General features: G+C 70.3%; 24 protein-coding genes and 1 pseudogene. 12 read left to right on the forward strand and 13 right to left on the reverse strand.

The genetic code is table 11. The annotated features are described in order from the left end of the window. Nucleotides 1–3: 3 nt before the first annotated feature. From nrdE to J2W20_RS16790, 3 genes are all read left to right on the forward strand, one after another. Nucleotides 4–2,124 carry a class 1b ribonucleoside-diphosphate reductase subunit alpha gene (gene nrdE, locus J2W20_RS16780; RefSeq protein ID WP_307008089.1) on the forward strand — a complete coding sequence of 707 codons (2,121 nt, stop codon included), beginning with the start codon at nt 4–6 and terminating at the stop codon, nt 2,122–2,124. A 43-nt stretch (nt 2,125–2,167) separates the two neighbouring features. After that, a complete protein-coding gene (nrdF, locus tag J2W20_RS16785) occupies nt 2,168–3,145 on the forward strand; it encodes a class 1b ribonucleoside-diphosphate reductase subunit beta (protein ID WP_307008021.1) in 978 nt (325 codons plus the stop codon). Between the two features lie 560 nt (nt 3,146–3,705). Beyond that, the gene (locus tag J2W20_RS16790; RefSeq protein WP_307008023.1) at nt 3,706–3,876 is read left to right on the forward strand and encodes a hypothetical protein; all 171 of its coding nucleotides are present in this window, start codon (nt 3,706–3,708) and stop codon (nt 3,874–3,876) included. Nucleotides 3,877–4,064: 188 nt separating this feature from the next. On the opposite strand, the gene J2W20_RS16795 is transcribed toward J2W20_RS16790, so the two are convergent. From J2W20_RS16795 to J2W20_RS16815, 5 genes are all read right to left on the reverse strand, one after another. Next, nucleotides 4,065–5,333, reverse strand: a complete 1,269-nt coding sequence (locus J2W20_RS16795; protein ID WP_307008025.1) for a glycosyltransferase — start codon at nt 5,331–5,333, stop codon at nt 4,065–4,067. Beyond that, nucleotides 5,330–5,932 (reverse strand): TetR/AcrR family transcriptional regulator, encoded by a 603-nt coding sequence (locus J2W20_RS16800; protein ID WP_307008026.1) that lies wholly within the window; start codon nt 5,930–5,932, stop codon nt 5,330–5,332. Before J2W20_RS16800 ends, J2W20_RS16795 begins: the two co-directional genes overlap by 4 nt. Nucleotides 5,933–6,902: 970 nt before the next feature. Next, on the reverse strand, nt 6,903–7,205 hold the full coding sequence (locus J2W20_RS16805; protein WP_307008028.1) for a YciI-like protein: 303 nt from the start codon (nt 7,203–7,205) through the stop codon (nt 6,903–6,905). Between the two features lie 663 nt (nt 7,206–7,868). After that, nucleotides 7,869–8,165, reverse strand: a complete 297-nt coding sequence (locus J2W20_RS16810) for a hypothetical protein (protein WP_307008029.1) — start codon at nt 8,163–8,165, stop codon at nt 7,869–7,871. 672 nt (nt 8,166–8,837) lie between these two features. Further along, nucleotides 8,838–9,158: a UTRA domain-containing protein gene (locus J2W20_RS16815; RefSeq protein WP_307008031.1), complete on the reverse strand. Its 321-nt coding sequence runs from the start codon at nt 9,156–9,158 to the stop codon at nt 8,838–8,840. Between J2W20_RS16815 and J2W20_RS16820 the strand changes: the two are divergent. Further along, nucleotides 9,091–9,330, forward strand: a pseudogene (locus tag J2W20_RS16820) (2-keto-3-deoxygluconate permease); the annotation flags it as partial. The gene J2W20_RS16815 and the pseudogene J2W20_RS16820 sit on opposite strands and share 68 nt — an antisense overlap. 414 nt (nt 9,331–9,744) lie before the next feature. Here J2W20_RS16820 and J2W20_RS16825 read toward each other — a convergent pair. Together J2W20_RS16825 and J2W20_RS16830 are read right to left on the reverse strand one after the other, a co-directional pair. Beyond that, a complete protein-coding gene (locus J2W20_RS16825) occupies nt 9,745–10,542 on the reverse strand; it encodes a DUF2182 domain-containing protein (RefSeq protein ID WP_307008032.1) in 798 nt (265 codons plus the stop codon). A 1-nt stretch (nt 10,543) separates the two neighbouring features. Continuing rightward, complete coding sequence (locus J2W20_RS16830) at nt 10,544–11,149, reverse strand: DUF1326 domain-containing protein (RefSeq protein WP_307008033.1); 606 nt, start codon at nt 11,147–11,149, stop codon at nt 10,544–10,546. A gap of 394 nt (nt 11,150–11,543) precedes the next feature. Here J2W20_RS16830 and J2W20_RS16835 point away from each other — a divergent pair, with 394 nt between their 5' ends. The 4 genes from J2W20_RS16835 to J2W20_RS16850 all read left to right on the forward strand — a co-directional run bounded on the left by J2W20_RS16835 (nt 11,544) and on the right by J2W20_RS16850 (nt 14,980). Continuing rightward, a complete protein-coding gene (locus J2W20_RS16835) occupies nt 11,544–12,209 on the forward strand; it encodes a LuxR C-terminal-related transcriptional regulator (protein WP_307008035.1) in 666 nt (221 codons plus the stop codon). Nucleotides 12,210–12,750: 541 nt separating this feature from the next. Next, nucleotides 12,751–13,275, forward strand: coding sequence for an AAA family ATPase (locus J2W20_RS16840; protein WP_307008037.1), 525 nt, complete (start codon nt 12,751–12,753; stop codon nt 13,273–13,275). A 151-nt stretch (nt 13,276–13,426) separates the two neighbouring features. Next, nucleotides 13,427–13,939 carry a hemerythrin domain-containing protein gene (locus J2W20_RS16845; protein WP_307008039.1) on the forward strand — a complete coding sequence of 171 codons (513 nt, stop codon included), beginning with the start codon at nt 13,427–13,429 and terminating at the stop codon, nt 13,937–13,939. Nucleotides 13,940–13,993: 54 nt separating this feature from the next. Beyond that, a complete protein-coding gene (locus J2W20_RS16850) occupies nt 13,994–14,980 on the forward strand; it encodes an aldo/keto reductase (RefSeq protein ID WP_307008041.1) in 987 nt (328 codons plus the stop codon). Nucleotides 14,981–15,079: 99 nt separating this feature from the next. On the opposite strand, the gene J2W20_RS16855 is transcribed toward J2W20_RS16850, so the two are convergent. Further along, nucleotides 15,080–15,499, reverse strand: a complete 420-nt coding sequence (locus tag J2W20_RS16855) for a hypothetical protein (RefSeq protein ID WP_307008042.1) — start codon at nt 15,497–15,499, stop codon at nt 15,080–15,082. A gap of 184 nt (nt 15,500–15,683) precedes the next feature. On the opposite strand from J2W20_RS16855, the gene J2W20_RS16860 reads away from it, so the two are divergent. Next, the gene (locus tag J2W20_RS16860) at nt 15,684–16,700 is read left to right on the forward strand and encodes a hypothetical protein (RefSeq protein ID WP_307008044.1); all 1,017 of its coding nucleotides are present in this window, start codon (nt 15,684–15,686) and stop codon (nt 16,698–16,700) included. 56 nt (nt 16,701–16,756) lie between these two features. Then, the gene (locus J2W20_RS16865) at nt 16,757–17,932 is read left to right on the forward strand and encodes an FUSC family protein (RefSeq protein WP_307008045.1); all 1,176 of its coding nucleotides are present in this window, start codon (nt 16,757–16,759) and stop codon (nt 17,930–17,932) included. On the opposite strand, the gene J2W20_RS16870 is transcribed toward J2W20_RS16865, so the two are convergent. Then, nucleotides 17,929–19,374: an MFS transporter gene (locus tag J2W20_RS16870; RefSeq protein WP_307008047.1), complete on the reverse strand. Its 1,446-nt coding sequence runs from the start codon at nt 19,372–19,374 to the stop codon at nt 17,929–17,931. The two genes, J2W20_RS16865 and J2W20_RS16870, sit on opposite strands and share 4 nt — an antisense overlap. 130 nt (nt 19,375–19,504) lie before the next feature. On the opposite strand from J2W20_RS16870, the gene J2W20_RS16875 reads away from it, so the two are divergent. Together J2W20_RS16875 and J2W20_RS16880 are read left to right on the forward strand one after the other, a co-directional pair. Continuing rightward, complete coding sequence (locus J2W20_RS16875) at nt 19,505–20,338, forward strand: thioesterase family protein (RefSeq protein WP_307008048.1); 834 nt, start codon at nt 19,505–19,507, stop codon at nt 20,336–20,338. Between the two features lie 30 nt (nt 20,339–20,368). Then, nucleotides 20,369–21,118, forward strand: a complete 750-nt coding sequence (locus J2W20_RS16880; protein ID WP_373458041.1) for a lipoate--protein ligase family protein — start codon at nt 20,369–20,371, stop codon at nt 21,116–21,118. Here the strand turns inward: J2W20_RS16880 and J2W20_RS16885 are convergent. The 4 genes from J2W20_RS16885 to J2W20_RS16900 all read right to left on the reverse strand — a co-directional run bounded on the left by J2W20_RS16885 (nt 21,111) and on the right by J2W20_RS16900 (nt 23,838). Continuing rightward, complete coding sequence (locus J2W20_RS16885) at nt 21,111–21,686, reverse strand: cysteine hydrolase family protein (protein ID WP_307008050.1); 576 nt, start codon at nt 21,684–21,686, stop codon at nt 21,111–21,113. The two genes, J2W20_RS16880 and J2W20_RS16885, sit on opposite strands and share 8 nt — an antisense overlap. A 50-nt stretch (nt 21,687–21,736) precedes the next feature. Further along, a complete protein-coding gene (locus J2W20_RS16890; protein WP_307008051.1) occupies nt 21,737–22,360 on the reverse strand; it encodes an MBL fold metallo-hydrolase in 624 nt (207 codons plus the stop codon). Then, nucleotides 22,360–23,442 (reverse strand): S-(hydroxymethyl)mycothiol dehydrogenase, encoded by a 1,083-nt coding sequence (locus J2W20_RS16895; RefSeq protein WP_373458042.1) that lies wholly within the window; start codon nt 23,440–23,442, stop codon nt 22,360–22,362. The genes J2W20_RS16890 and J2W20_RS16895 overlap by 1 nt, the downstream gene beginning before the upstream one ends. Before the next feature lie 135 nt (nt 23,443–23,577). Then, nucleotides 23,578–23,838, reverse strand: a complete 261-nt coding sequence (locus tag J2W20_RS16900) for a mycoredoxin (RefSeq protein ID WP_307008053.1) — start codon at nt 23,836–23,838, stop codon at nt 23,578–23,580. Nucleotides 23,839–23,876 lie beyond the last annotated feature (38 nt).

The raw sequence follows: 23,876 nt of genomic DNA on the forward strand, positions 1-23,876 counted from the left end.
GAGCTGCCCGCCAGCTACAAGGGCCTGGGCTACCACGAGCTCAACGCGATGCTGAACCTGTACGGCGAGGACGGCAGGATCCAGTTCGAGGCCGACCGCTACGCGGCGCGCCAGTACTTCCTGGACCACGTCAACACCAACACGGTCTTCTTCCACGACCTGGACGAGAAGCTCGAGTACCTCATCAAGAAGGACTACTACGAGCGCGAGACCCTCGACCAGTACACGATGAACTTCGTGCGCGAGCTGTTCGGCCGCGCGTACAAGAAGAAGTTCCGCTTCGAGACCTTCCTCGGTGCGTTCAAGTTCTACACCTCCTACACGCTCAAGACGTTCGACGGCAAGCGCTACCTCGAGCGCTACGAGGACCGCGTGTGCATGGTGGCGCTCCACCTCGCCCGCGGCGATGAGCAGCTCGCGACCCAGCTCGTCGACGAGATCATCGCCGGGCGCTTCCAGCCGGCAACCCCGACGTTCCTCAACGCGGGCAAGAAGCAGCGAGGCGAGCTCGTCTCCTGCTTCCTGCTGCGCATCGAGGACAACATGGAGTCGATCGCCCGCGGCATCAACTCCGCCCTCCAGCTCTCCAAGCGCGGCGGCGGCGTGGCCCTCTCGCTGACCAACATCCGCGAGCATGGGGCGCCGATCAAGCAGATCGAGAACCAGTCCTCCGGCGTCATCCCGGTCATGAAGCTGCTCGAGGACTCCTTCTCCTACGCCAACCAGCTCGGGGCACGCCAGGGCGCCGGCGCGGTGTACCTGCACGCGCACCACCCGGACATCTACCGGTTCCTGGACACCAAGCGGGAGAACGCGGATGAGAAGATCCGCATCAAGACCCTGTCCCTCGGCGTCGTGATCCCGGACATCACGTTCGAGCTGGCGAAGAAGAACGAGGACATGTACCTCTTCTCGCCGTACGACGTCCAGCGTGTGTACGGCAAGCCGTTCTCGGACATCTCCGTGACGGAGAAGTACTACGAGATGGTCGACGACGCGCGGATCAAGAAGACCAAGATCAACGCCCGCGAGTTCTTCCAGACCCTCGCCGAGATCCAGTTCGAGTCGGGCTACCCGTACATCATGTTCGAGGACACGGTGAACCGGGCCAACCCGATCGCCGGCAAGGTCACCATGAGCAACCTCTGCTCGGAGATCCTGCAGGTGTCCACGCCGAGCGAGTACAACGAGGACCTCACGTACGCCGCGGTGGGCAAGGACATCTCCTGCAACCTCGGCTCGATGAACATCGCCAAGACGATGGACTCCGAGGACTTCGGCCGCTCCATCGAGACGGCGATCCGTGCCCTCTCGGCCGTGTCCGACATGAGCTACATCCAGTCCGTCCCCTCGGTCGCCGAGGGCAACTCGAAGTCGCACGCGATCGGTCTCGGGCAGATGAACCTGCACGGCTACCTCGCCCGCGAGCGGGTGCACTACGGCTCCGAGGAGGGCCTGGACTTCACGAACATCTACTTCTACACCGTGCTGTACCACGCGCTGCGGGCCTCGAACCTGCTCGCCAAGGAGCACGGGCAGGCGTTCGGCGGGTTCGAGAACTCCAAGTACGCCTCGGGGGAGTTCTTCGACAAGTACACCGAGCAGGAGTGGGTCCCGCAGACCGAGAAGGTCAAGGAGCTGTTCGCCAAGGTCCACCTGCCCACCCAGGAGGACTGGCGCGCGCTCAAGGCCGAGGTCATGGAGCACGGCATCTACAACCAGAACCTCCAGGCCGTCCCGCCGACCGGATCGATCAGCTACATCAACAACTCGACCTCGTCGATCCACCCGGTGGCCTCCAAGATCGAGATCCGCAAGGAAGGCAAGATCGGCCGCGTCTACTACCCGGCCCCCTACCTGACGAACGAGAACCTCGACTACTACCAGGACGCGTACGAGATCGGCTACGAGAAGATCATCGACACCTACGCGGCCGCCACCCAGCACGTGGACCAGGGCCTCTCGCTCACGCTGTTCTTCAAGGACACGGCGACGACGCGGGACATCAACAAGGCCCAGATCTACGCGTGGCGCAAGGGGATCAAGACGCTCTACTACATCCGCATCCGCCAGCTCGCGCTCGAGGGCACGGAGGTGGAGGGTTGCGTCAGCTGCATGCTCTAGTGGTGGCACCCCCTCTGTTCGGATCCGCTCGAAAGGACCAGCGATGACCCCCGAGAAGCTCAAGCTCCTCGACCACGTCCAGGCGATCAACTGGAACCGCATCCAGGACGAGAAGGACGTCGAGGTGTGGAACCGCCTCGTCAACAACTTCTGGCTTCCCGAGAAGGTGCCGCTGTCCAACGACGTGCCCTCCTGGGCGACCCTGACGCCGCAGGAGCAGCAGCTCACGATGCGGGTCTTCACGGGCCTCACCCTCCTGGACACGATCCAGGGCACCGTCGGCGCCGTCTCGCTCATCCCGGACGCCATCACTCCGCACGAGGAGGCCGTCTACACGAACATCGCGTTCATGGAGTCGGTCCATGCGAAGAGCTACTCGTCGATCTTCTCGACCCTGTGCTCGACCAAGGAGATCGACGACGCGTTCCGCTGGAGCCTCGAGAACGAGAACCTCCAGCGCAAGGCGCACATCGTCATGGACTACTACCGGGGCGACGAGCCGCTCAAGCGCAAGGTCGCCTCGACCCTGCTCGAGAGCTTCCTGTTCTACTCCGGCTTCTACCTGCCCATGTACTGGTCCTCGCGCGCCAAGCTGACGAACACGGCCGACCTCATCCGCCTCATCATCCGCGACGAGGCCGTGCACGGCTACTACATCGGCTACAAGTTCCAGAAGGGCCTCGAGAAGGTCTCGGAGGAGAAGCGCCAGGAGATCAAGGACTACACGTTCGAGCTGCTCTTCGAGCTGTACGAGAACGAAGTCCAGTACACGCACGACCTCTACGACCCGGTGGGCCTGGCCGAGGACGTCAAGAAGTTCCTCCACTACAACGCCAACAAGGCGCTCATGAACCTCGGCTACGAGGCCATGTTCCCGTCGTCCGTCACGGACGTGAACCCGGCGATCCTCTCGGCACTCTCCCCGAACGCCGACGAGAACCACGACTTCTTCTCCGGCTCGGGTTCGAGCTACGTGATCGGCAAGGCCGTCAACACGGAGGACGAGGACTGGGAGTTCTGAGTTCCTCCTGTTGGGAAGAACAGGTCTAGGTGAAAGAACCGGACCTTATACGCAAGAGACAAGCGGCCTATTTGGATGACTTCCAGGTAGGCCGCTGTTTCATGGGCGAAATTGGCCTCGTCTCACTCGAGCGATCCGCGGTCCACGCTCTGGCGGTCCGGTGCGTGCCGATGCGGTGGCCGAGAACGGGCACGAGGTGCCGACCGTCGAGGTCCTGGAGGTTCTCGCCGTGGTGAGCACTCTGGACGCACCGGGGGCGGACCACCCAGCCGTAGAGCCTTGGGCCGCCACGATCCGGTGGATCATCGCCCAGGCCTCAATGGGGGTCGTGGGCCCGTACTCGCAGCTCCCACCGGAACTGGCCGAGCCCGTCCCGAGCCGAGGAGGCTGCGGACCCCACCCAGGCCCCGTCCAGGGCCGGGAAGCCTGCCGAGGCCGCGATCGGCACCGCCGCAATCCTCGCAGAGGAGGCCGTGACGGGGGAGGAAGCCGTCGCGGCGGCACCCCGTGCTGAGGACGCTGTAGCTGAGGACCCGCGTGAGGACGCGCCTGCTTCCCCCATGCAGGCCAAGGGGGACACGCGCCTACTGATCACCGATCTGCTGGGCGAGGGCCTTGGGTACGACAAGTACGCGGACCTCACCACCGAGTACATGGTCCGCCAGGACTTCGCCGACTACAGGGTCTCGTCCTCTCGGAGGCCGTGCTGGACGTCATCCGGCGCGAGGTGAGGAAGAGGACCGGGACAACCACCAGCTGTCATAACGCTGACTCCGGCCTTATCTCCCCGCTGGACCGCAAAGCCTCTGGCCGACCTCGTGGAACGGCTCTCCCGAGGGCCAGCGAAATACGGACCTTCGTGAGATTCGGTCCGGATTCCCGATCAGCGGCATCCTGTGCTGTGCACGCCAAGGAGGAGTCATGTGAGGTCGGGGCGCTTCAGCGCTGTTCTGGGCTGCGGATGCCGGGCGATGAGTGCCTCGACTGCCTGCGCCCCTGCCGCAGCTCCTCCTGCTGCCCGGTAGCCTGCGGCGGTGCGGCGGGCGCCCTCCGCCATCCCGGCAGCGCGGTGCACGGCCTCGCGCAGCCGCGATGGGGTCAGCCTGCCCTTGGGGACGCGGATCCCCGCGCCGGCGTGTTTGACTCGGGCGGCGACCTCGAGCTGGTCGCGTCCGAAGGGCACGACGACGCAGGGGACGCCGGCGGCGAGTGCCTTCTGGGTGGCGCCCATTCCGCCATGGGTCACTGCCACGGCCGAGCGGGCGAGGACTGGCCCGTGTGGGATGAATCGTTCGACCCGCACGTTGGCCGGCAGCGGCCTGAGGTCCGGCACGCCGGCGGGCATCGTCACGACGACCCGGTAGGGTTCGCCGGCCAGACCCTCGACTGCGGCCCGGGCCAGGGCCTCGTCGGCCTGGTACTCGGAGGAGGTGGTGACGAGGACGAAGGGGGCACCCGGCTCCTCGACCCATTCCGGTGCCTCCGCTGGGGGCTCCCACGGGAGGGCTCCGATAAGGCGTAGGTCGGGCGCCCAGTCGGGATGGGGGTACTCGAAGGGCTCGGAGGTCGCGACCAGGGTCAGGGGTGCGGACCGGAAGAACTGGTCGGCGCTCGTGACGGTCGGGACTCCGTTGGCGGCGAGGACTGCGTTGATGCCGGGGAGGAACCGCTTCTCGAGCTGGCCCATGATGAGAGGGCGCAGCAGGCGGTCCCGGAGGAATCCCACTGGACCGGCGAGGGGAGGGAGCCCTGGACCGAACGGAGGTGTGCCGCTCGAGGTGACCGGCGGGGTGTAGGGACAGAAGGCGGCCCACGGCCAGCCCCGGGCCTGGGCGGCTGCGCGGGCGCCCCAGGAGTTGAAATCGACAATCGTCAGGTCCGGGCCGATCGAGGCGGCCGCCGTGGCGAGGTCGCCGCCGTCGACCGCGGCCCGGCGGACGAAGACGTCAACGGATGCCGACAAGGCCTCCAAGGTGGTCCGGGCGCCGAAGTCGTGGTGGCCGATCGCCTCGATCCGGGCGTCGATCGGTTCGGCGGCGAGCCCGAGGCCGCGCATGAGGTCGACCTGGTCAGCGAGGGTGCGCACATGCACCTCGTGCCCGCGCCGCTTGAGCTCGAGGAGCAGCGGCGCCATGGGGAAGAGGTGGCCGATGGCGGGAGAGGTGTAGGCGAGGATGCGGGACATCATGGCCTCCGGGTGAGGGGCTCGAGGAGCTCGAGGAGCGCCTCGCGATACGCCTGCGGGCTCAGTCCGGCGTCCAGCCGGAGCAGCTTCCAGACGTAAACGTCGCACACGGCGACGATCTGGGCCAGGCGGCGCCGGCGGCCGGCACCCTCCAGCCCGTCGAGGAAGGGCGCGAACACCCGCTCGCACCAGGACCGGTGGAAGGCCCGGCCGGCGCCCGTGACCGCTGCCATGAACGGCGAGGAGGACTCCTCGGCCAGCAGGCGCAGGGCCAAGCGGCCGTCCCGCTCGTAGTGCCCGGCCAGATTGACGACGGCGCCGGCCAGGTCGCCCGCCACGGCCGGGTCCCGCTCCGCTGCCACCCGGGCCGCCTGCCGCTCCGCGGAGGCAGCGAAGAGGCCGTCCTTGTCGCCGAAGCGGCGCAGGACGGTCTGCACGCTCACGCCGGCGCGGGCGGCCACGGCCTCGAGTGTGATGCCGACGATGGGGGTGCCGTCCTCGAACTCGCCCGCTGCCGCGTCGAGGATGCGCTCGGCGGTGGCCGCTGCGGACTGAGCCCGCTTCGTCATCACATAGCTGCGGGCTGGCGCCCCGGATTTCATGTCAATCATGCTAACCCCAATTCTGACTGGCGCCCAGACTGCGCAAGCCCACTGCGGTCCGCGATCCACCGCAACGCGATGTCGCCTGGTCGTCACCCGCTGGCGCGACGCAGGGCCTGTGCTTTATGCAGAGCCGGCGGCGGCATCGGTGCGAAGCAGGAAAGGCAACGTGGCCAATGAGCCCGGACAAGGCAGCTAGGTTCGGGGAGCGGGAGCGTTATACCTTGAGACCTGCCTTCGCCACGGTCGCGGCCTCGGCACACGGTTCCCTGGACTCTTGGGCCCAGCCGCCGCTCAGATCCCGTTCGGGCGCGTGCTCGACGGAGAAGCCCTCATCTGGGGCGGTCGTGGGACGAACTCGCCCACACCGTTGGCCAAAGATCTCGCCCGGCCCACAGGGGAGGGGAGAGGAGAACCTGGTCCACGGTCAAACGCCGCGAGAACATCGACGCCGTCTGCGCCGCTGTTATTGGGGACCGGCAGTTCGTCCTCGGAGCCTGGGACGCCGAAGGGGGGCTGCGCTCCATCGGCCGCACAGCACCTCTCACCCCTGCACAGCCCCGGTCGCTGCTCCCGCTTCCTCTACCCTCCTGAGGTGGGGCATCCGTGGCCCGAGGAAGTGCCTGCAGCGGCCTTCGACCGCTTCGCTCGGGAAAGGGGCCGGTCCGGCTGACTCTCGTCGTGGAAGGCTCTGTCGATGCCGCCCGCTCGGGGGTCGCCTTCCGCCGCTCCGTCCCGACTGGCCAGGTTCCGCCCCGGCCTTGACCCCCGGCGCGGTCAGGACCCCGTAGCTGTGCCCAGCCGTCCTTGCTTTCGGCCAAAGGTAGGTGCGTGGACCTTTTCTTCGCTCAATGACAACGAGTGCCGAACACCGAATTCTGGCGTATTCCAAGCAAAGCGCTTTGTGACACGCCCTCCGTGGTCGGACCGCCCTGGGCGCGATATGCCCTGCGGCGAGGCGCGGGACCCGTTAGGGGCGCAAGGGTGTGGCCGCTTCGTCTCCGATGACGGTTGTCCACGGGCTGGCGGTCCACGACGTGACCACGCCGTTGATGACGTAGGGGTCTGCTGAGGCAAAAGCTTTCGCCGCATCCAGCGCGTTCTCGCCGGTGAAGATCAGCAACCCTTTGAAGGGCGGTTCGCCCACGGCTCCGCCCAGCAGAAGCTCGCCACGCTCGGCCGACTCCCACCCGGCACGGAGATGGTCTGCGCGGTGCTGCTCACGGCTCTCGAGGTAGTTGTCCGCGTAGGTGTACTCGAGCACGGCGTGCATGGGCGGTCTCCATTTCGTTTGGGTGTTCTCTGGTTGTAGAGGCAGCGTACGCCTCGGGAGACTGGGACGCCCTTGCGCTGTTATTCCGGTCCTGGAAGTCATCGTTCTGGCTACACCATGTTCCCGCAATACCCCTTCCCCGATGGTGCAGCGTGGTGGGGTCCGGGCATCTTCCTCGCAGTGACCGCCCAGCACTGAATTGATCCGTTCCGACCTCCAAAGGCCATCCTCAGCTGGTCCAGAACCAGTTCGAACGCTACCAACTGGCACGAGTGAGGACCCGCATCAGGAGCACCAGCACGTTCGACGCATAGCTGGAACACCTACCTGTCCTTCATTGGTCCGCGCTGATTGCCCACGACTCCAGCGGCGGCGCAACGAAGCCCGGTCCGCAGGGAAGGTCCTGTTCTGGCGAGGGCCGCGCCGTAGCGGGACGGGAGCCCGCGGATGCGGGCCTCCAAGGCCGAGGCGTTCCCGCCCGCGTGCGGCGTGATGAGGGCGTTGGCTCGTGGGCGTGCTCGGCGCGCTTGAAGTGGGCTGCGGCGGCCCCGTCGGCGGCATAGTTGGCCTGGCAGGCCAGCGTGCACGAGCTGCGCGCTGAGGACGTCGTGGAGGCTGTGCGCTTCACGGACTGAGGCTCTGAGGCGTCGCGGTTTCCCCGGGTCAGCGGTCGGCGTAGCCGGCGCCGTAGTCCTCGTCCTCCATTCGGGCGGCTTCGCGGCGGCCGAGGAAGTCGATGGTCCGCAGCGCGCGGAGGATGCCCACCAGGATGCAGATGAACCCGATGAAGGCTAACCCTCCGGCGAGGGAGTAGATCGGGAGGGCGACTTGGAGCGCGTTGGGGTTCGGGGTGCTGGCGATGAGGAACCCGAATGCCCCGACCACCGGCGCCACGAGCCAGGACAGGAAGAGCCCGGTGACGATCGCGGCGACCGCGCTGCGCGGCCTGTAGCTGTCCATGTCCCATCCCCCTCTTGAACCGGCCCGCAGGGCCGTCCGACGTCGCCAAGCTAGCCGCCGGGAGGCAGCCGGCCCGGAAGGCTGGGTGCGCCGCGCGATGGGCGGTTCCTCAGTCGCGCTTGAGCGTCTCGTCGAGCTCGCGCCAGTGCTCCCATGCAGCGTGGCAGGCCACGAGAGACCGGCCTTGCGGGCCTCACTGGCCGTCTCCAGCTCGGTGTGGTCACACTCCTGCTGGATCTCCTGGTCGCAGCGCAGCAGCTCCTGCTGCCACGCCTGATCGGTCATTTGGGAGGAGCGTGGCCTGGTCCGGTGAGGGCTCGGTGGGTGACGGTGCAGCCGCTGTACCTGGCCATAGTGTCAGGGTCACGGCCCGGACGGCCCTCGTCAAGGCATCCTGACAGGACCGGCGGCTGGCCCTCCCCACAAAATCGCCCCGGGGGCCCATCTGCCCGAGAGGGGGCCAACGGGCTGTCTGGTCGAGCGCTGCCAGCTCCGTTTCCAGTTGCTGAGTCAGGGTGCGCAGCCGCCGGAGATGCTCTTGGGAGATGGATGCGGGCTGGGAGGTCACCTGTGCGTCGACATCGAAGACGGTGTTCGGGGCGTGCCAGACGTTGAACCATTCGGGGCCGTAGCCGAGCGCCTCGCGGGTGACACCCTCGAGCAGGAGAAGGGCTAGCGCGGGCTCGTGTTCAGCTTCTGGGACAGGCCGGGATCTGCGGTTACGGCCTGGACCTGTCTGGGGCCTCCTGCCGGGTGGTATCCGTGCTCGCGCATGAGGGCCAGCAGGGAGGCGTCCTCGAGCAGCCCTTGGGCGAGGTGCGGGAAGAGCCCGGGCGGGACCCATGTCCGCATGAAGGCCACCGGGACCTCTTCCGAGTAACGGGTCCGTTCTCTCTCCCACGTGTTCTGCGCGTTCAGCGCCTCCGTGCCCGCGGCGGGCGGGGCCGCGGCCTCGAGGCGGAGGACCGGTGCGCTCGCCCTCGGCCTGACCATCAACCTCACCGCAGTCCTCGACGCAGGACTGCTCGGCATCGCCCTGGGCCTGTTCGTCGTCTTCGTCGGCGGCGCAGTGCTGCTCCTGGCCGACAAAGTCACCGGCGGCGACGGGATCGCCGGGCTCGCCGCCGCCGTCGTGGCCGCCGCCAACCCCGTCTACGCCCCCGCCGCACAGCATGCCACGGTCCTCGTCGCCGCCTCGGTCGTGGTCTCGGCCGTGCTCTGCCCATCGTCACCGTCGCATGGGCCCGCCGGGTGCAGAAGAAGGAGCAGTCCACCGGCAAGGGAGACGCCCCACCAAGGGCTTCCTGCAACCCGAACAGGCCGCAGAACCCCAGAGCTGACCGCAACCAGCGGCTCGGCCTCGCCCAACCCGAACGCCGGGATCCCCCGACGCCTTGAACCCGCGAATCGTGGCGGATCTGCTCGACGAACACGTCCACATGGCCTGAGGGCGGAGAGTGTCCCCGTACAAAGACCCGAAAGCACCGCTCCATGGAACAGCCGTCCTGCTCCAGTTCCGCGGGCCGATCCCGCGTCCCCGGAGCTGTGTTCGCGCGCGGCTGCCAGGGCGGGAGTGGCGTCAGGCCTCTCGGGCCACGGAAGCCGCGGCCTGCATCTGGGCGGGTGCGTGCAGGCCGGGCAGCAGGGCAGGGTTCGCGGGCACAAAGAATGCGAAGACGATGAGTGCAACGCCGACGGTCCTGCTCAGTCCTCGGCCGTGGCCCCAGGTCTTCTCCAGCAGCACGGTCGCGGCGATGGCCGCCATCCATGCAAGGTTCGTCAGGCCGACCGCGGTCAGCACGACCATCAGGCCCCAGCAGCATCCGATGCAGTAGACGCCGTGGTAGATGCCGACGCGGAGGTCGCGGAGGGGGCCCTTGAAGCCGGCGACGTGGAGGAGGAAGGCGATGGGGGAGCGGCAGTGGCGCAGACAGAAGTCCTTCAGCGGAGTCAGCTGGTAGACCCCGGCGCCTGCCACGACTCCCGCTCCGGTCCAGGCTGCGGCCTCGGGGGCCGCCGTCGCCAGCTCTGCGGCGAGCAGCGCCAGCACGAAGGCGCCTGCTCCGAAGACGGCCCAGGACACCAGGTAGCCTGCCACGAGCGCGGCCGTCCGCGCCGCCCGCAGAGGAACCTCGGGTACCGCCCGGAGAGATCGGAGGTAGGCGGTGGCAAGCGGGGCCAGCGCCGGGAGCATCATCGCGGCCATCATGAGGGACCACACGAGCAGGAAGCCCGCGAGGTCCAGGCCCATCGTCCCGGGACCCGGGGGCATCTCCCCGGTCCCGAGGACGGTGAAGTACCAGGCGATGGCCGCGCAGCCGAGCAGCACGAGAAGAGCCGAGCGGTTGCGGGCGGCCAGGTGTGCCTGCCCCGCCATGTCAGGCTGACCAGGCGAAGGGTGCCGAGAAGGAGTTCTTCCCGGTGTTGTCCCACGTGAGCCCGAAGACGTCCACGGTGGACGCGGTGGCGCGCCCGGCGGCCAGGGTGTCGGCGGGGAAGCCGACGCCGCTGACCTTTACTCCCGCGCCGGTGGGGTCGAGCGGGGAGACGAAGTCCTCCGCTGTGATGTCGACGGCGTCTCCGACTTTCACCCGGTGCTCGCGGCCGTCGTCTGCGTAGGCGATCTCGCGGGACTCCATGCCCAGCATCTCGCCGACCAGCGGGCCGAGGCCTTCCATCGGTCCGCCGCGCTGGCCGCCGAAGACGGCGCCGAGCGCCTCAGCCTGCCGCGGCGATGCCGCGGCATCCATCAGCACCCCCATCCGCCAGCCGCCCTCGCCCATCAGGGCAGGGGTGTCCGCCACGACGACGACGGTCAGGCCGCCGACATCGACTCCGTCAATTTCGCCTGTGTCGATGTGGAAGGCCAGCAGCACATCGCACCGGTCGTTGTCGGCGGGGGCTGTGAGGCCCGAGGCCGTACACGGGCACACCATGTCGCAGTTGCAGTTTTCGAAGTACGTGCCTTCGAGCCGCCATGCCATTGCGGGCTCCTTTCGCCGAAGGACCTCCCCGGACCGAACCCCTTACGGTCGGCACTGTCCTCCCGGCATGCGCCGCCGTCAAGAGGCGGCAGACCCCAAGGAATCCGGGGCCTCGGCAGGATTCCATCGGCTGCGGGACCACGCCCAAGACGGTGCCGGATGCGGGCGAATTCCGGTGGGAGCGGTGGTCTGACGTCTTGTACTCGCCCGTCAAGACGGGCGGTCCCTAGCATGGCCGCGGGTCAAGAATCGCGCCCACGGGGGAGCTTTGAACCAGACTGGCTCCCCTTCCGTGAGACCCCTTGAACGGGAACTCCTGGCGTGTGCCGCACCCCTCACGCCGCCACGGCGGCTGCCGCCCGTTCCAAGCAGGGCTGAGCCAGAGGCGCGCAACGTGGACAGCAGTGACGAGGCGATCCGGGTGTACATCCTGGACGGCCACGAGGTGGCAAGGCGGGGCCTGAGGGAGCTGCTCGAAGACCAGGGCATGGTCGTCGTGGGAGAGAGCGGCACCGCCGCAGAAGCGGCGGCGAGGATTCCCGCCGCGCGCCCCCAGGTGGCCGTGCTCGATGAGCGGCCGACGGGCGGGCCGGGGATCGACGTCTGCCGGCGTGTCCGGTCCGTCGACCCGGGCATCAGGTGTCTGATCCTGGCCGAGGACCACGACGATCAGGGGTTCCGCAACGCGGTCCTGGCCGGGGCGTCCGGCTACCTCCTCAAGGAGCTCCGGGGGCAGGACATCGCCGCCGCGGTCCGGCGCGTCGCGGCGGGCGAGGTGCTCTTCGACCCCCAGGAGGAGGACAGGATCCTTTCAGGGGCGATCGAGTCGGCCCCGCCACCGCGGGTCTACGACCACCTGACGCGGAAGGAGTCCCGGGTGCTGGAGCTGCTCGGCCAGGGCATGACGAACCGGCAGATCGCCGACGACATGGCTCTGGCGGAGAAGACAGCGAAGAACTACGTCTCTATGGTCCTGTCCAAGCTCGGCCTTGACAACAGGACGCAGGCAGCCCTGTACATTGCTCAGGCCGAGCGGGGCAGGCAGGGCCCGCGCAGGTGAGGGCTGGCGGTCGGGCTGCCGGGCCTTCTGCCCGGGGAAGCGTAGGAGGCCTCGTCCTTCCCAGCGCCTTCGGCCCTGCCGGGGGTGTGCGCGCCCAACGGGATGGGCGGACTCTGCTGCCCCGTGGACCGTTCGGGGCCTGCATGACGCGGCCGTCCGGAGTGTCAGGGCATGATCTTGTACAGGTCGATGACGGTCTCCTCCGGGGACGAGGTGAATCCGCCCTCGATGCCCGCCTGGATGCGGCGCCTGAGGATGCTGTCCCGGAACTGCTCCCAGCTCTCCTTCGACGGCTGGCCTGACGAGCTGCGGGCCGAGCTCGAGGGGACCTGGGAGGTGATCTTCGGCCCCTCCCGGTACGGCTCGCTCCGTGGAGCGTGGGACCGGCGCGCCGAGGCCGGTGACTCTAGACTCCGTTGGATGGGACCGTCGCGCCGGCAGGCGCTGGGCGCTCGGCCACGGGCCGCGGGTTCATCGGGGGCGCCCAGAACAGCTACAGGGTCAACGCTGGACCTCCGCCGGCCCCTGCAGAGAGGAAGCCATGATCGTCTGGATCAACGGGACCCACGGGGCGGGAAAGACCACGACGAGCAAGCTGGTGCAGGAACTGCTGCCCGGTGCGCGCGTGCTCGATGCTGAGAAGGTCGGTGAGGTGCTGATGGACATCACGCCTGGACTTCCTGCCACGGAGAACTTCCAGCACTGGGAGCCGTGGCGGCCACTCGTCGTCGAAACCGCCCGGCGCGTGCTCGAGTTCACCGGAGGCACCCTCGTGATGCCGATGACCGTCCTTGTCGAGAGCTACTGGCGGGAGATCAGCGGCGGCCTTGCCGAGCATGGCATACCTATCCGCCACTTCGTGCTGCACGCAGATCGGGCGACGCTCCGCGACCGCATACAGAACGACAAGGTCCTCGGCCCCTCAACGTTCCGCTTCGCCTACCTGGAGCCGTACGCCGAGGCGGCCCGCGCCTGGCTGCACGCTGAAGCAGAGGTCGTCGACACCACCCACCTGACGGCGGACCAAGCCGCGCAGCAGATTGCGGACTCAGTGCTCGATCGCTGAAGACGGAGCCTCCGAGGAGGCCGCGGAACGGCGCGCCCGCAGGACGCTGCGGACGGTCGTCCGGCCTCTGCCCGCAGGGGCGCCGACCGTAGATTCCCGATTGCCGGACGCGGGCACGACTGGCAGAGTGGCCGTGACAGAAGGAGAGCATGTGGACATCACCGAGGTCATCCTGAATGATCACCACGAGCAGCGCCGCATGTTCGGCATGCTCGAAGAAATCTCCCCAGACGATGCCGAAGCCCTCGGGTCGGTGTGGAAGCGCCTCCGCATCCTGCTCGAGGTGCACGCGGCTGCGGAGGAGAAGCTCTTCTACCCGCGCCTGCTGAAGCTCCAGAAGGACCGCATCGCCCAGGAGTCGCCCGATGAGGAGACCGAGGACGCCGTCCACGACCACAACGAGATCCGCGATGCGGTCGCCGCAGTCGACGAACACCCGGTGGGCTCGGTCGAATGGCTCCGCGCCGTCGCCGAGGTCAACGAGGTCAACGGCGACCACATGGCCGAAGAAGAGCGTCAGGGCCTGACCGACTTCCGCCGGCACGTGGACCGCGAGGAACGCCACGCGATGGCCGTGGCGTTCGCGGCCTTCGAGGCAGAGCACGCGGGCGGCATCCCGGCACACGACGTCGACCCGCAGCAGTACCTGCGCGAGAACAGCTGATCCTCTTGAAGCCATCGACCCAGCCGGCCGATTTCGGCACTATAGTCGGAGCCCATGGACGAGCGTGTGCTGGGACGGACCGGCCGAGAAGTCTCCGTGATCGGTCTGGGGACATGGCAACTGGGCGGTGACTGGGGCGACGTCGGCCGCGAAGCCGCCGCGCAGGTGCTCGATGCGGCGGCGGAGTCGGGCGTCACCTTCTTCGACACCGCGGATGTGTACGGAGATGGCCGCAGCGAGCGGGCGATCGGCGAGTGGCTCACAGCGCACCCGGACGCCGGAGTCATGGTGGGCACCAAGATGGGGCGCCGGATGCCCCAGATCCCGGAGAACTACACCCTCGCGCACTTCCGGGAGTGGCTTGACCGCTCGCGCCGCAATCTGGGTCGGGACACCCTCGACCTCGTCCAGCTCCACTGCCCGCCCACCCGCGTCTACTCCGATGACGCGGTCTTCGATGCCCTCGACCAGCTGGTCGAGGAGGGCGTGATGCGCCACTACGGCGTCAGCGTGGAGACGGCCGGCGAGGCGCTCGCCGCGATCGCCCGGCCGCACCTCGCCACGGTGCAGATCATCTTCAATCCCTTCCGGCTCAAGCCGCTCGACGAGGTCCTCCCCGCGGCCCAGGACGCCGGGGTGGGGATCGTGGTGCGGGTGCCGCTGGCCTCGGGCCTGCTCAGCGGGAAGTACAGCCGCAGCACGACCTTCCCGGAGGGAGACCACCGCAACTACAACCGCACCGGCTCCGCGTTCGACGTCGGGGAGACCTTCTCAGGGGTGGACTTCGAGCAGGGCCTCGAGGCCGTCGCCGAGTTCCAGAAGCTCGTCCCGGAGGGGCTGACCACGGCACAGGCTGCCCTCGCCTGGATCATCTCCCAGCCAGGGGTCTCGACTGTGATCCCCGGGGCCAGGAATGCGGACCAGGCGCGGGGGAACGCAGCGGCGGCCGCCGGGGCCCCGTCGCTCGGCCCCGAGTTCGACGCGGGCGTGCGGCGGATCTACGACACCTACTTCCGCGAGACGATCCACCCGCGCTGGTAGCCGCGGGTCCGGCGAGGTCCCCGGGGCATGCACCGGGTCGCCTCGCCCCAGCGCTCCGCGCGCCGGTCGGGCGCGTCCTCACCTCCGGGGAGGGCGGCCTCAGGGCCGTCTGCACCCTCTCGGCGAAGCTGCGGCCGACCACGCGGGCGTGAGGGACGCGGCCGCCCGGACAGCCTGTGGGAGCCCGCTGTTGGCGATCTTCCGGACCACGAAGATGGGGTCTCCCGGAGGCCTCCTGCGGCCGCGCCGGGCGGCCAGGCTCGTGAGGATGACGCAGCGCGTGGGCGTCCCGGACTCACTGAGCTGCCGGCACATGGCTTCCGCGTCCCCGTCGGGGAGATGCTCGTCGAGGACCATGACCTGCGGCGCGCACCGCCGTGCCAGCCGCGCGCCCTCGGTCACCGTTCCGCTCTCGCCCACCACGTCGACGCCCTCGTCTTCGAGCAGCTCACGCAGGGCGCTCAGGAGTGGGCGGTAGGCGCTCACGAGGAGCACTCGGGTCCTCTGGTCTGCTCCCATGACGTCTTCCTGTCCAGTCCGCTTCGACAGGAGCCGGCGGGCTGCCGGGCGGCGAGGCGATGTGACAAGTATGAAAAGGTGATCGCGCGACTGTCTAGAGCATGACGGACTTGTCATACGACGGTGGGGGCCGGCGCTGGCGTCGGTCCGCGGCCGCGGACGGCTGGCGCCTATGATGCGTGGCATGGACCTCGCTGCCATCGCCGCCGAGCTCTGCGCCCTCGCGCCGGGGGCCTTCACCGCCGCGCGCAACGAACGGGCCAAGCTGCTCCGGCGGGAGGGGAAGCGCGAGCTCGCGCAGCAGGTCGCCCGGCTCGCCAAGCCCACCGTCTCCGCCTGGGCCGTCAACGCGCTGGCCCGCCGGGGCGCGGAGGCCCTCGAGCGCGTCGTAGCCCTCGGCGCCCAGCTGAGGGAGGCCCAGGAGGACCTCGACGCCACACGCCTGCGCTCCCTCGCCAAGGAGCGGGTGCAGCTCCTCGCCGAGGCCGTGGCCGCGGCCCGGGCAGCCGCGGACGAGTCGGGCATCGCCGTGAGTGATGCCGCGGCGGGGGAGATCGAGCAGACCCTTCGCGCTGCCATGGCCGATGCGCACGCGTCCGCCGCCGTCCGGAGCGGCCTCCTGCTCCACGCCCTCGAGGGCAACGGCCTCGACCCGGTGGACCTCTCCGGCGCCGTGGCCGTGCCCGAGGCCCTCGACCGGCCGCCCGCGGCACCCGACGAGCCGGTGAGCGCAGGCGGCGGCCACGGGGGCAGTGGGGGTCGCCGCGCCGACGGCAGGCGTCCGCGGAAGGCCGCCGACCGGCGTCGTACAGCGGACGCCGACCGCCAGCAACACGCCGACCGGAAGGCAGACGCCGAGCGGCGCGCCGAGGAGGAGCGTAGGCACGCGGACGAGCTCCGCAGGGAGGAGCGCGCGGAGGCCGAGGCGGACCGAGACGACGCCGCTCACGCCCTCGACGAGGCACAGGCCGAGCTCGCCGGCGCCGAGCGGGACGCCGCAGACGCCGCCGCCCGCGCCCGCCGCCTGACCGACGAGCTCGCGGGCCTGCGGGCCCGGATCGCGGAGCTCGAGGACGACCTCGCGGCAGCCGAACGCGAGGGGGCAGCCGCGGAGCGTGCCCGCAGGCTCGCCTCACGGCTCGTGGAGCGCGAACTCCGGACGGTGTCCAGGGCCCAGGAACGCCTCGCCGGGCTCGGCTGACCGCACGGACACCGGCCCGAGTCGACGCAGCCCGGGCGCCGTGCGACGCTGGGCAGATGGTCCCCCTTCCCCGTGAACCCCGCGCGGCCCTCCACAGATTCCTCGTGTGGGCGCCCTCGGCCACCCGCAGCGGACTCAGGGAGGCCGCGTCGGCCGAGCGGCTCCTGCTGGCCGGGAAGACCGCCCTCGCGGCCGGTATCGCCTGGGCCCTCGCGCAGCTCATGCCGGGCTCCCTCGGCGAGTACCCGTACTACGCCCCGCTCGGGGCCCTCGTGAGCATGTACCCGACCGTGGCGGACTCGCTGCGCAACGGCCTGCAGAGCCTGGTGGGGCTCGCGCTCGGCATCGGCGTGGCGCTGTTCGTGGGCAGCTTCGCCGACACCGCGGCCTGGTCGGTCGCGCTCGTGGTCGGCGTCGGCATGATCGTCGGCGGCCTCCCGCGGATGGGCAGCGGCCGCGAGTGGGTCCCCCTCGCGGCGCTCTTCGTCCTCGTTGCCGGGGCCAACCGTCGCGATGTCTTCTCCCTGGCGTACCTCGTCCAGATGGGGCTCGGCGTCGCGGTCGGCCTGGCGGTGAACTGGATCGTCTTCCCGCCGCTGCGGGTCGCAGCCGTGACTCCGGCCTTCGCGCGGCTACGCCATGCGCTCGGCGACCAGCTCGAGGACATGGCCGCCGCCGTTACGGAGGACGAATGGCCCCCGAGCCGGAAGGAGTGGGCCACGAGGGAGGGCCTGCTGGCGACGACAGCGGCGGAGGTGCGCGGCGCCGTCGAGGAGGCCGAAGTGAGCGCCCGGGCCAATCCCCGCAGGAAGCGGCACCACCGGGACCTCGCGGCGGACCTCGCGGACCTGCAGGCGCTCGAGCGGGCCACCTTCAGGGTCCAGGACATCACCGATGTGCTCACGAGCGTCATCTGGGAGGAGCACGCGGGCACGCGCGTGCCCGCCGAGCTGACCCCCGAAGTAGCCGCGGCACTGCTCGCCACCGCCGAGGCCCTGCGGGGCTGGGGCGAGGAGGACGCCCCGGAAGGGCTGCTGGACCGTGCCCAGGAGGCGATCGAGGCGCTCAGCGGCTCGTACCACGAGGTGGCCGCGCGGGAGGCCCCCGGCGATGCGACCGGCGCGATCTCGCTCGCGCTGTCGCGGATCGTGCGTATGGTCCGCGACCGCCTGGATTCGCGCGAGCCGGAGCCCGGGGCGCCCGGCCCCGGCCTCACTCCCGGTCCTGCCTAGGGCGCCGGACGCCGCGACTCGGCCTCGGCGCCGGCGGCGTCCGGCTCCTTCTGGGCGTCACGCGGCATGGCGAGCACCGCGGCCACGGCGAGGGCGGCAACCACGAGGACCGCGAGGAATACCGCTGCGGAGGCGGGCACGACGGCGAGCGGCCGGCCGGGCGCCGACGCGTAGATCCCGTTGGCGATCGCGCCGAAGACGGCGACGCCGAGGGCGCTGCCGATGGAGCGGGCGAACAGGTTGGTGCCCGTGACCACGCCCCGCCGGCTCCAGTCGACGCTCGACTGTGCGGCGATGAGGGTGGGCGAGGCGGTGAGACCGAGCCCGAGGCCGATCACGAAGCAGCTGCCCGCGACGAAGAGCACGTCCGGGGTATGGGCGGTCGCGGCGAGCACGGCTGTGCCGGCCACGGCGACCAGGATGCCGATGATGGCGGTGCGGCGGAAGCCGATCCGCAGGTACAGCCGCCCGGACTGGGAGGCGCTGATCGGCCAGCCGAGCGTGAGGGCTGCCAGCGCGAGGCCCGCGACCACGGGGGAGACCGCCAGCGCGCCCTCGAGGAACGTGGGCACATAGGACGTCAGCCCCAGGATCATTGCCCCCACGCCGAAGGAGACCAGCGTGGTGGTGAGCAGGAGCCGGCGGGACATGACCCACAGGGGGAGCACCGGCTCCGCGGCGCGCCGCTCGGCGAGCAGGAAGGCCACGAACAGGGCCGCGCCCGCGCCCGGCACGCCGATGCCCAGCGGCGAGGCCCACGCCCACGCCTGGCCGCCCTCGAGCGCCCCGAGGATCAGCAGCGTCATCGCCACGGTCAGCAGCCCGGATCCGAGGTAGTCGATCCGGTGCCGCTCCTTCTCGAAGGACTCGTGGAACGTGCGCGCGAGCATCCACGCCGCCAGCACGCAGAGCGGGATGTTGATCAGGAAGATCCCGCGCCAGATGCCCAGCGACGCGAACACGCCGCCGAGGGTCGGCCCCACCACGGAGGAGACCGCCCACACGCTCGCGAGGTAGCCCTGCGCCTTGGCCCGCTCCGCGACGGTGTAGATGTCCCCGGCGATCGTGATGGCCATCGGCTGCACGGCGCCGGCGCCGAGCCCCTGCACCACGCGGAACGCGATGAGCGCGCCCATGGTCGGGGCTATCCCGCACAGCACCGAACCGAGCAGGAACAGGCCGATGCCCGTGAGGATCAGCGGCTTGCGGCCCAGCATGTCGGCGAGCTTGGCGTACACCGGCACGGAGACGGCCTGCGCGAGCATGTAGGCGGAGAAGAGCCACGGGAACGAGGAGAACCCGCCGACGTCGCGCACGATCGAGGGCACTGCCGTCGCGACGATGGTCGAATCGATCGCCACGAGGCCCGTCGTGAGCATGAGGGCGATGAGGATGGGGCCACGTTCGGAGCGGAAGCCCACGTCGGCACGGGTCACGGTCATGAAGGTCAGAACCGCGCGGGGTGCGCAAATAGTCCCGGCCGGAGCCAGCAGCGGTGCGGGGCCGCCTTGCCGCTGGCGATAAGGTGGACGGGGCCGCACAGCGGAGAGCAGGCCAGGAGAGGAGCGGGACGTGACGCAGCAGGCAGGGACATCGGCCGAGTGGGCGCAGGCGCTGCCCGAACTGGCCGAGGGCGACTTCTACTACGAGGACCTCGGCGGCGGCCGCTACCGCTCCACCATCCACGCCCAGGGCGCCTGGAACGCCCACGAGCAGCACATGGCACCCGCCTCCGGCATCCTCGCCCACGCCCTGGCCCACCACGAGCCGCGCCCCGAGATGCGCATCGCGCGCATCGGCTACGAGATCCTCGGCCTCATCCACGGCGGCGAGTTCGAGGTCACGACCCGCACCGTCCGCCCCGGCAGGACGATCGAGCTGATCGAGGCCGAGCTGACCGCCCAGGGCCGCCCCGCCGTGCGGGCCACCGCCTGGCGGCTCGTCACCGCGGACACCTCGGCGGTCGCCGCCGTCGAGGACCCGCGCATCCCGCCGCGCGAGGAGTGCGAGCGCTGGGACGGGGCCACCGAATGGCCCGGGGGCTACATCCGCTCGCTCGAGATGTACCAGGCTCCGGGCCATCGCTCGGGCAGCGGCACCGTGTGGATCCGCACCGCCCACCCCCTCGTCGGCGGCGCGGAGAGCCCCGAGTGGGCCCGGCTCATCGGGCTCGTCGACACGGCCAACGGCATCGCCACCCGGGTCCCGCCCGGCCCCGGCAGCTGGGCGTTCCCCAACGTCGACCTCCAGATCCACATGTACCGCGAGCCCCGGGGCGAGTGGCTCGGCATCGACAACGCGGTGTCCTTCGGCACGGACGGGATCGGCCTGACCTCCTCCGTGCTGCACGACGACGACGGGCCCTTCGGCCGGGCCGAGCAGATCCTCACGCTGCGCAGGAGCTGATCCGTGGCGGAGTGGAACGGCGGCGACCACGTGCCGCTCGAGGTCGTCTCCGGGACCGGCCTGGGCGGGTCCGCCGGGGGCGGGGCCGCGGCTGAGCTGGGGCGCGCCATGGAACTGCTCGACGAGGTCAAGCGCGGCGCCCGGGGCGGGACGCTCCGGCTCTACCGCCCGCAGCGCACCCTCGCGTTCGGGCAGCGGGACACGCGCCTGCCGGGCTTCGAGGCGGCCCGGTCCGCGGCCCTCGCGCACGGCTTCGAGCCCGTGGTGCGCCGCGCCGGCGGCCGGGCGGCGGCCTACCACGCCGGCACGCTCATCGTGGACCACATCGAGCCGGCCCGCGAGGCGATGGTGGGGCACCGGCACCGGTTCGAGGTCTTCGGCGACCTCTACGCAGGCGCACTGCGCACCCTCGGCGTCGACGCCCGCGTGGGTGAGATCCCCGGGGAGTACTGCCCGGGCGAGTTCAGCGTCCACGGCGTCCCGGCCGGCGCCGGCCTCCCCGCCCGGAGCGGCCCGGGAGGCACGACGGCGGGCGGCCGGCTCAAGCTCGTCGGCACGGCCCAGCGGGTGGTCGCCGGGGCTTGGCTGTTCTCCTCGGTCTTCGTGGTGGCCGACGCCGCGCCCGTGCGCGCCGTGCTCACCGACGTCTACCGCGCCCTCGCGTTGCCGTTCGACCCGGCCACCGCGGGTGCCGCGGACGATCTCGTGCCCGGCCTCACGGTCGACGCCGTCGAGGCCGCGCTGCTGGCCATGTACCGGGACCAGGGCGCCCTCAACTGACGGAGGCCCGCTTCGCCTGGCCGAGCAGGGCGAGCGCGTCCTCCCTGCCGAGCCGCTCCTGGCGGTACTGCTCGAGGAGGATCGTGAGCATCGCGTCGGCCTGCTCTGCGTCGTCGGCGCCCATCGCCTCGGCAGCGTAGGCCACGCGGAGGTTCAGGGCATAGGCATCCGCCGCCGTCTGGGCGAGGCACAGGTGGGTGGACACCCCCGCGAGCAGGAGGCGCTCGGTGCCCCACGTCCTCAGCCGCTGCAGCAGATCCGTGCCCACGAATGCGCTGTCGCGACGCTTGACGAGCTGGGGGAGCCCCTCGATGTCGAGCTCGGCGAGCGACTCGGCCTGCTCCGTGCCGCGGAAGGCGAAGCCCTGCCCGTCGTCGAGCATTGCGAGAGTCCAGGTCGACTGGTCGCGCTCGTGCTCGGTGCGGACCACCAAGGCGGGTGCTTCCGCGGCGCGGGCGGCAGCCAGAAGCTCGTTGCAGGCCGCAACGAGGCGGTCACGCTGGGCCGCAAGCTCCGGGAACTCGAAGAACGAGTTCTGCATGTCAATCATGAGGAGGGCGGTGCGCATGCCCGCGCCTTACCCGCCGCAGCGGGCATGCACACACACATCCCGGGCACTCAGTGGCCGCGGTCGATCCAGTCCTGGAGGTGGGGGGCTTCGGCGGCGATGGTGGTGGGGTCGCCGTGGCCGGTGTTGACCACCGTATCCGGCGGGAGGGTGAGGAGGCGGGTGCGGATGGAGTCGATGATGGTGGGGAAGTCGGAGTAGGACCGGCCGGTGGCGCCGGGTCCGCCGGCGAAGAGGGTGTCGCCGGTGAACACGGTGGCCAGGGCGGGGGCGTGGAAGCAGACGGAGCCTGGGGTGTGGCCGGGGGTGTGCAGGGCGGTCAGCTCGGTCCCGGCCACGGTGAAGACCTCCCCGTGGGCGATCTCGGCGTCGGGGACGGTGCCGGGGTAGAGGGCGTCCCAGAGCATGAGGTCGGCCGGGTGCAGGAGCACGGGGGCCCCGACCCGGTCGGCGAACTCGCGGGCGTGGCGGATGTGGTCGTCGTGGCCGTGGGTGAGCAGCACCGCGGTCACGGTGCGGCCGGCGACGGCGGCGGCGACGGCGGCGTGGGCGGGATCGATGACGATGGCCTCGGTGTCGTCGCCGACGATCCAGACGTTGTTCTCCACCTCCCAGGTTCCCCCGTCGAGGCTGAACGTGCCCGCCGTGACGAGGCGGTCGATGCTGGCGGGCATCAGAGCTCGACCACCGAGCGGAGGACCTCGCCGCGGTGCATCTTCTCGAACGCGGCCTCGACGTCGCCCAGGCCGATCCGCTCGGTGACGAACGCGTCCAGGGGCAGGCGGCCGAGCCTGAACTGGTCCACGAGCATGGGGAAGTCGCGGCTCGGCAGGCAGTCGCCGTACCAGGAGGACTTCAGCGACCCGCCGCGGCCGAAGACGTCCAGCAGGGGCAGCTCGAGGGCCATCTCCGGGGTGGGGACGCCGACGAGGACCACGCGGCCGGCGAGGTCGCGGGCGTAGAAGGCCTGCCTGTAGGTCTCGGGGCGGCCGACGGCGTCGATCACCACGTCCGCGCCGTGCCCGCCGGTGAGCTCGCGGATGGCCTCGACCGGGTCGGTCTCGCGCGAGACGACCCCGTGGGTGGCGCCGAGGGTCTGGGCGAGCTCGACCTTGGCCGGGTCGAGGTCGACGGCGATGATCGTGGTCGCGCCGGCGAGCCTGGCCCCGGCGATCGCGGCGATGCCGACCCCGCCGCAGCCGATCACGGCCACGGACTCCCCGCGGGCGACCTCGCCGGTGTTGATGGCCGCGCCGATGCCGGCCATGATGCCGCAGCCGAGCAGGCCGACCGCGGCGGGGTCGACGTCGTCGTCGATCTTCGTGCACTGCCCGGCGGCGACGAGGGTCTTCTCCGCGAAGGAGCCGATGCCCAGGGCCGGGGAGAGCGGGGTCCCGTCGGCCAGGGTCATCTTCTGGGTCGCGTTGTCGGTCGCGAAGCAGTACTGCGGCTGGCCCTTGGCGCAGGCCCGGCACTGCCCGCACACGGCCCGCCAGTTCAGGATCACCCGGTCCCCGGGCTTGAGGTCCGTCACGTCCGGGCCGACCGCGGAGACCACGGCGGCGGACTCGTGCCCGAGCAGGTACGGGTAGTCCTCCCCGATGCCGCCCTGCTTGTAGTGCAGGTCCGTGTGGCACACCCCGCACGTGAGCACGTCCACGAGCGCCTCGCCCGGCCCCGGATCCGGGACCAGGATCGTCTCCACCACCGCCGCGGCACCCTTCGAGCGCACCACGACCCCCCTCACCTCGTGCATCCTGGGCTGCTGAGCTGCGCTGGCCATGAAAAAACCTCCCCTGACTCGTCCTACGGTGTGGGGCCATCGTAGGAGGGGCCGGGGGAGGCCGGGCAAACCGGGTCCGCGGTGCAGACCGCCGGATGCCCCGAGGCGTCAGAGGCCGAGCTTGGCCTTCACCTGTGCCGCGGAGGGGTTGGTCGCGGCAGTGCCGTCCGGGAACACGACGGTGGGGACGGTGCGGTTGCCGCCGTTGAGCCGCTCCACGAGCTCGGCGGTGCCCTCGACCTCCTCGATGTTCACCTCGGTGTAGCCGATGCCCTGGGCGTCCAGCTGCTTCTTGAGCCGGTTGCAGTAGCCGCACCAGGTCGTCGAGAACATCGTGATGCTGCCGGCTGCAGGGGTGAAGGTGTCCATGCGTGTACTCCTAGGGGTAGGGGATCCGGGTCTTCCAA

This window comes from Sinomonas atrocyanea (genome assembly GCF_030812675.1).
GTDB lineage: Bacteria > Actinomycetota > Actinomycetes > Actinomycetales > Micrococcaceae > Sinomonas > Sinomonas atrocyanea_B.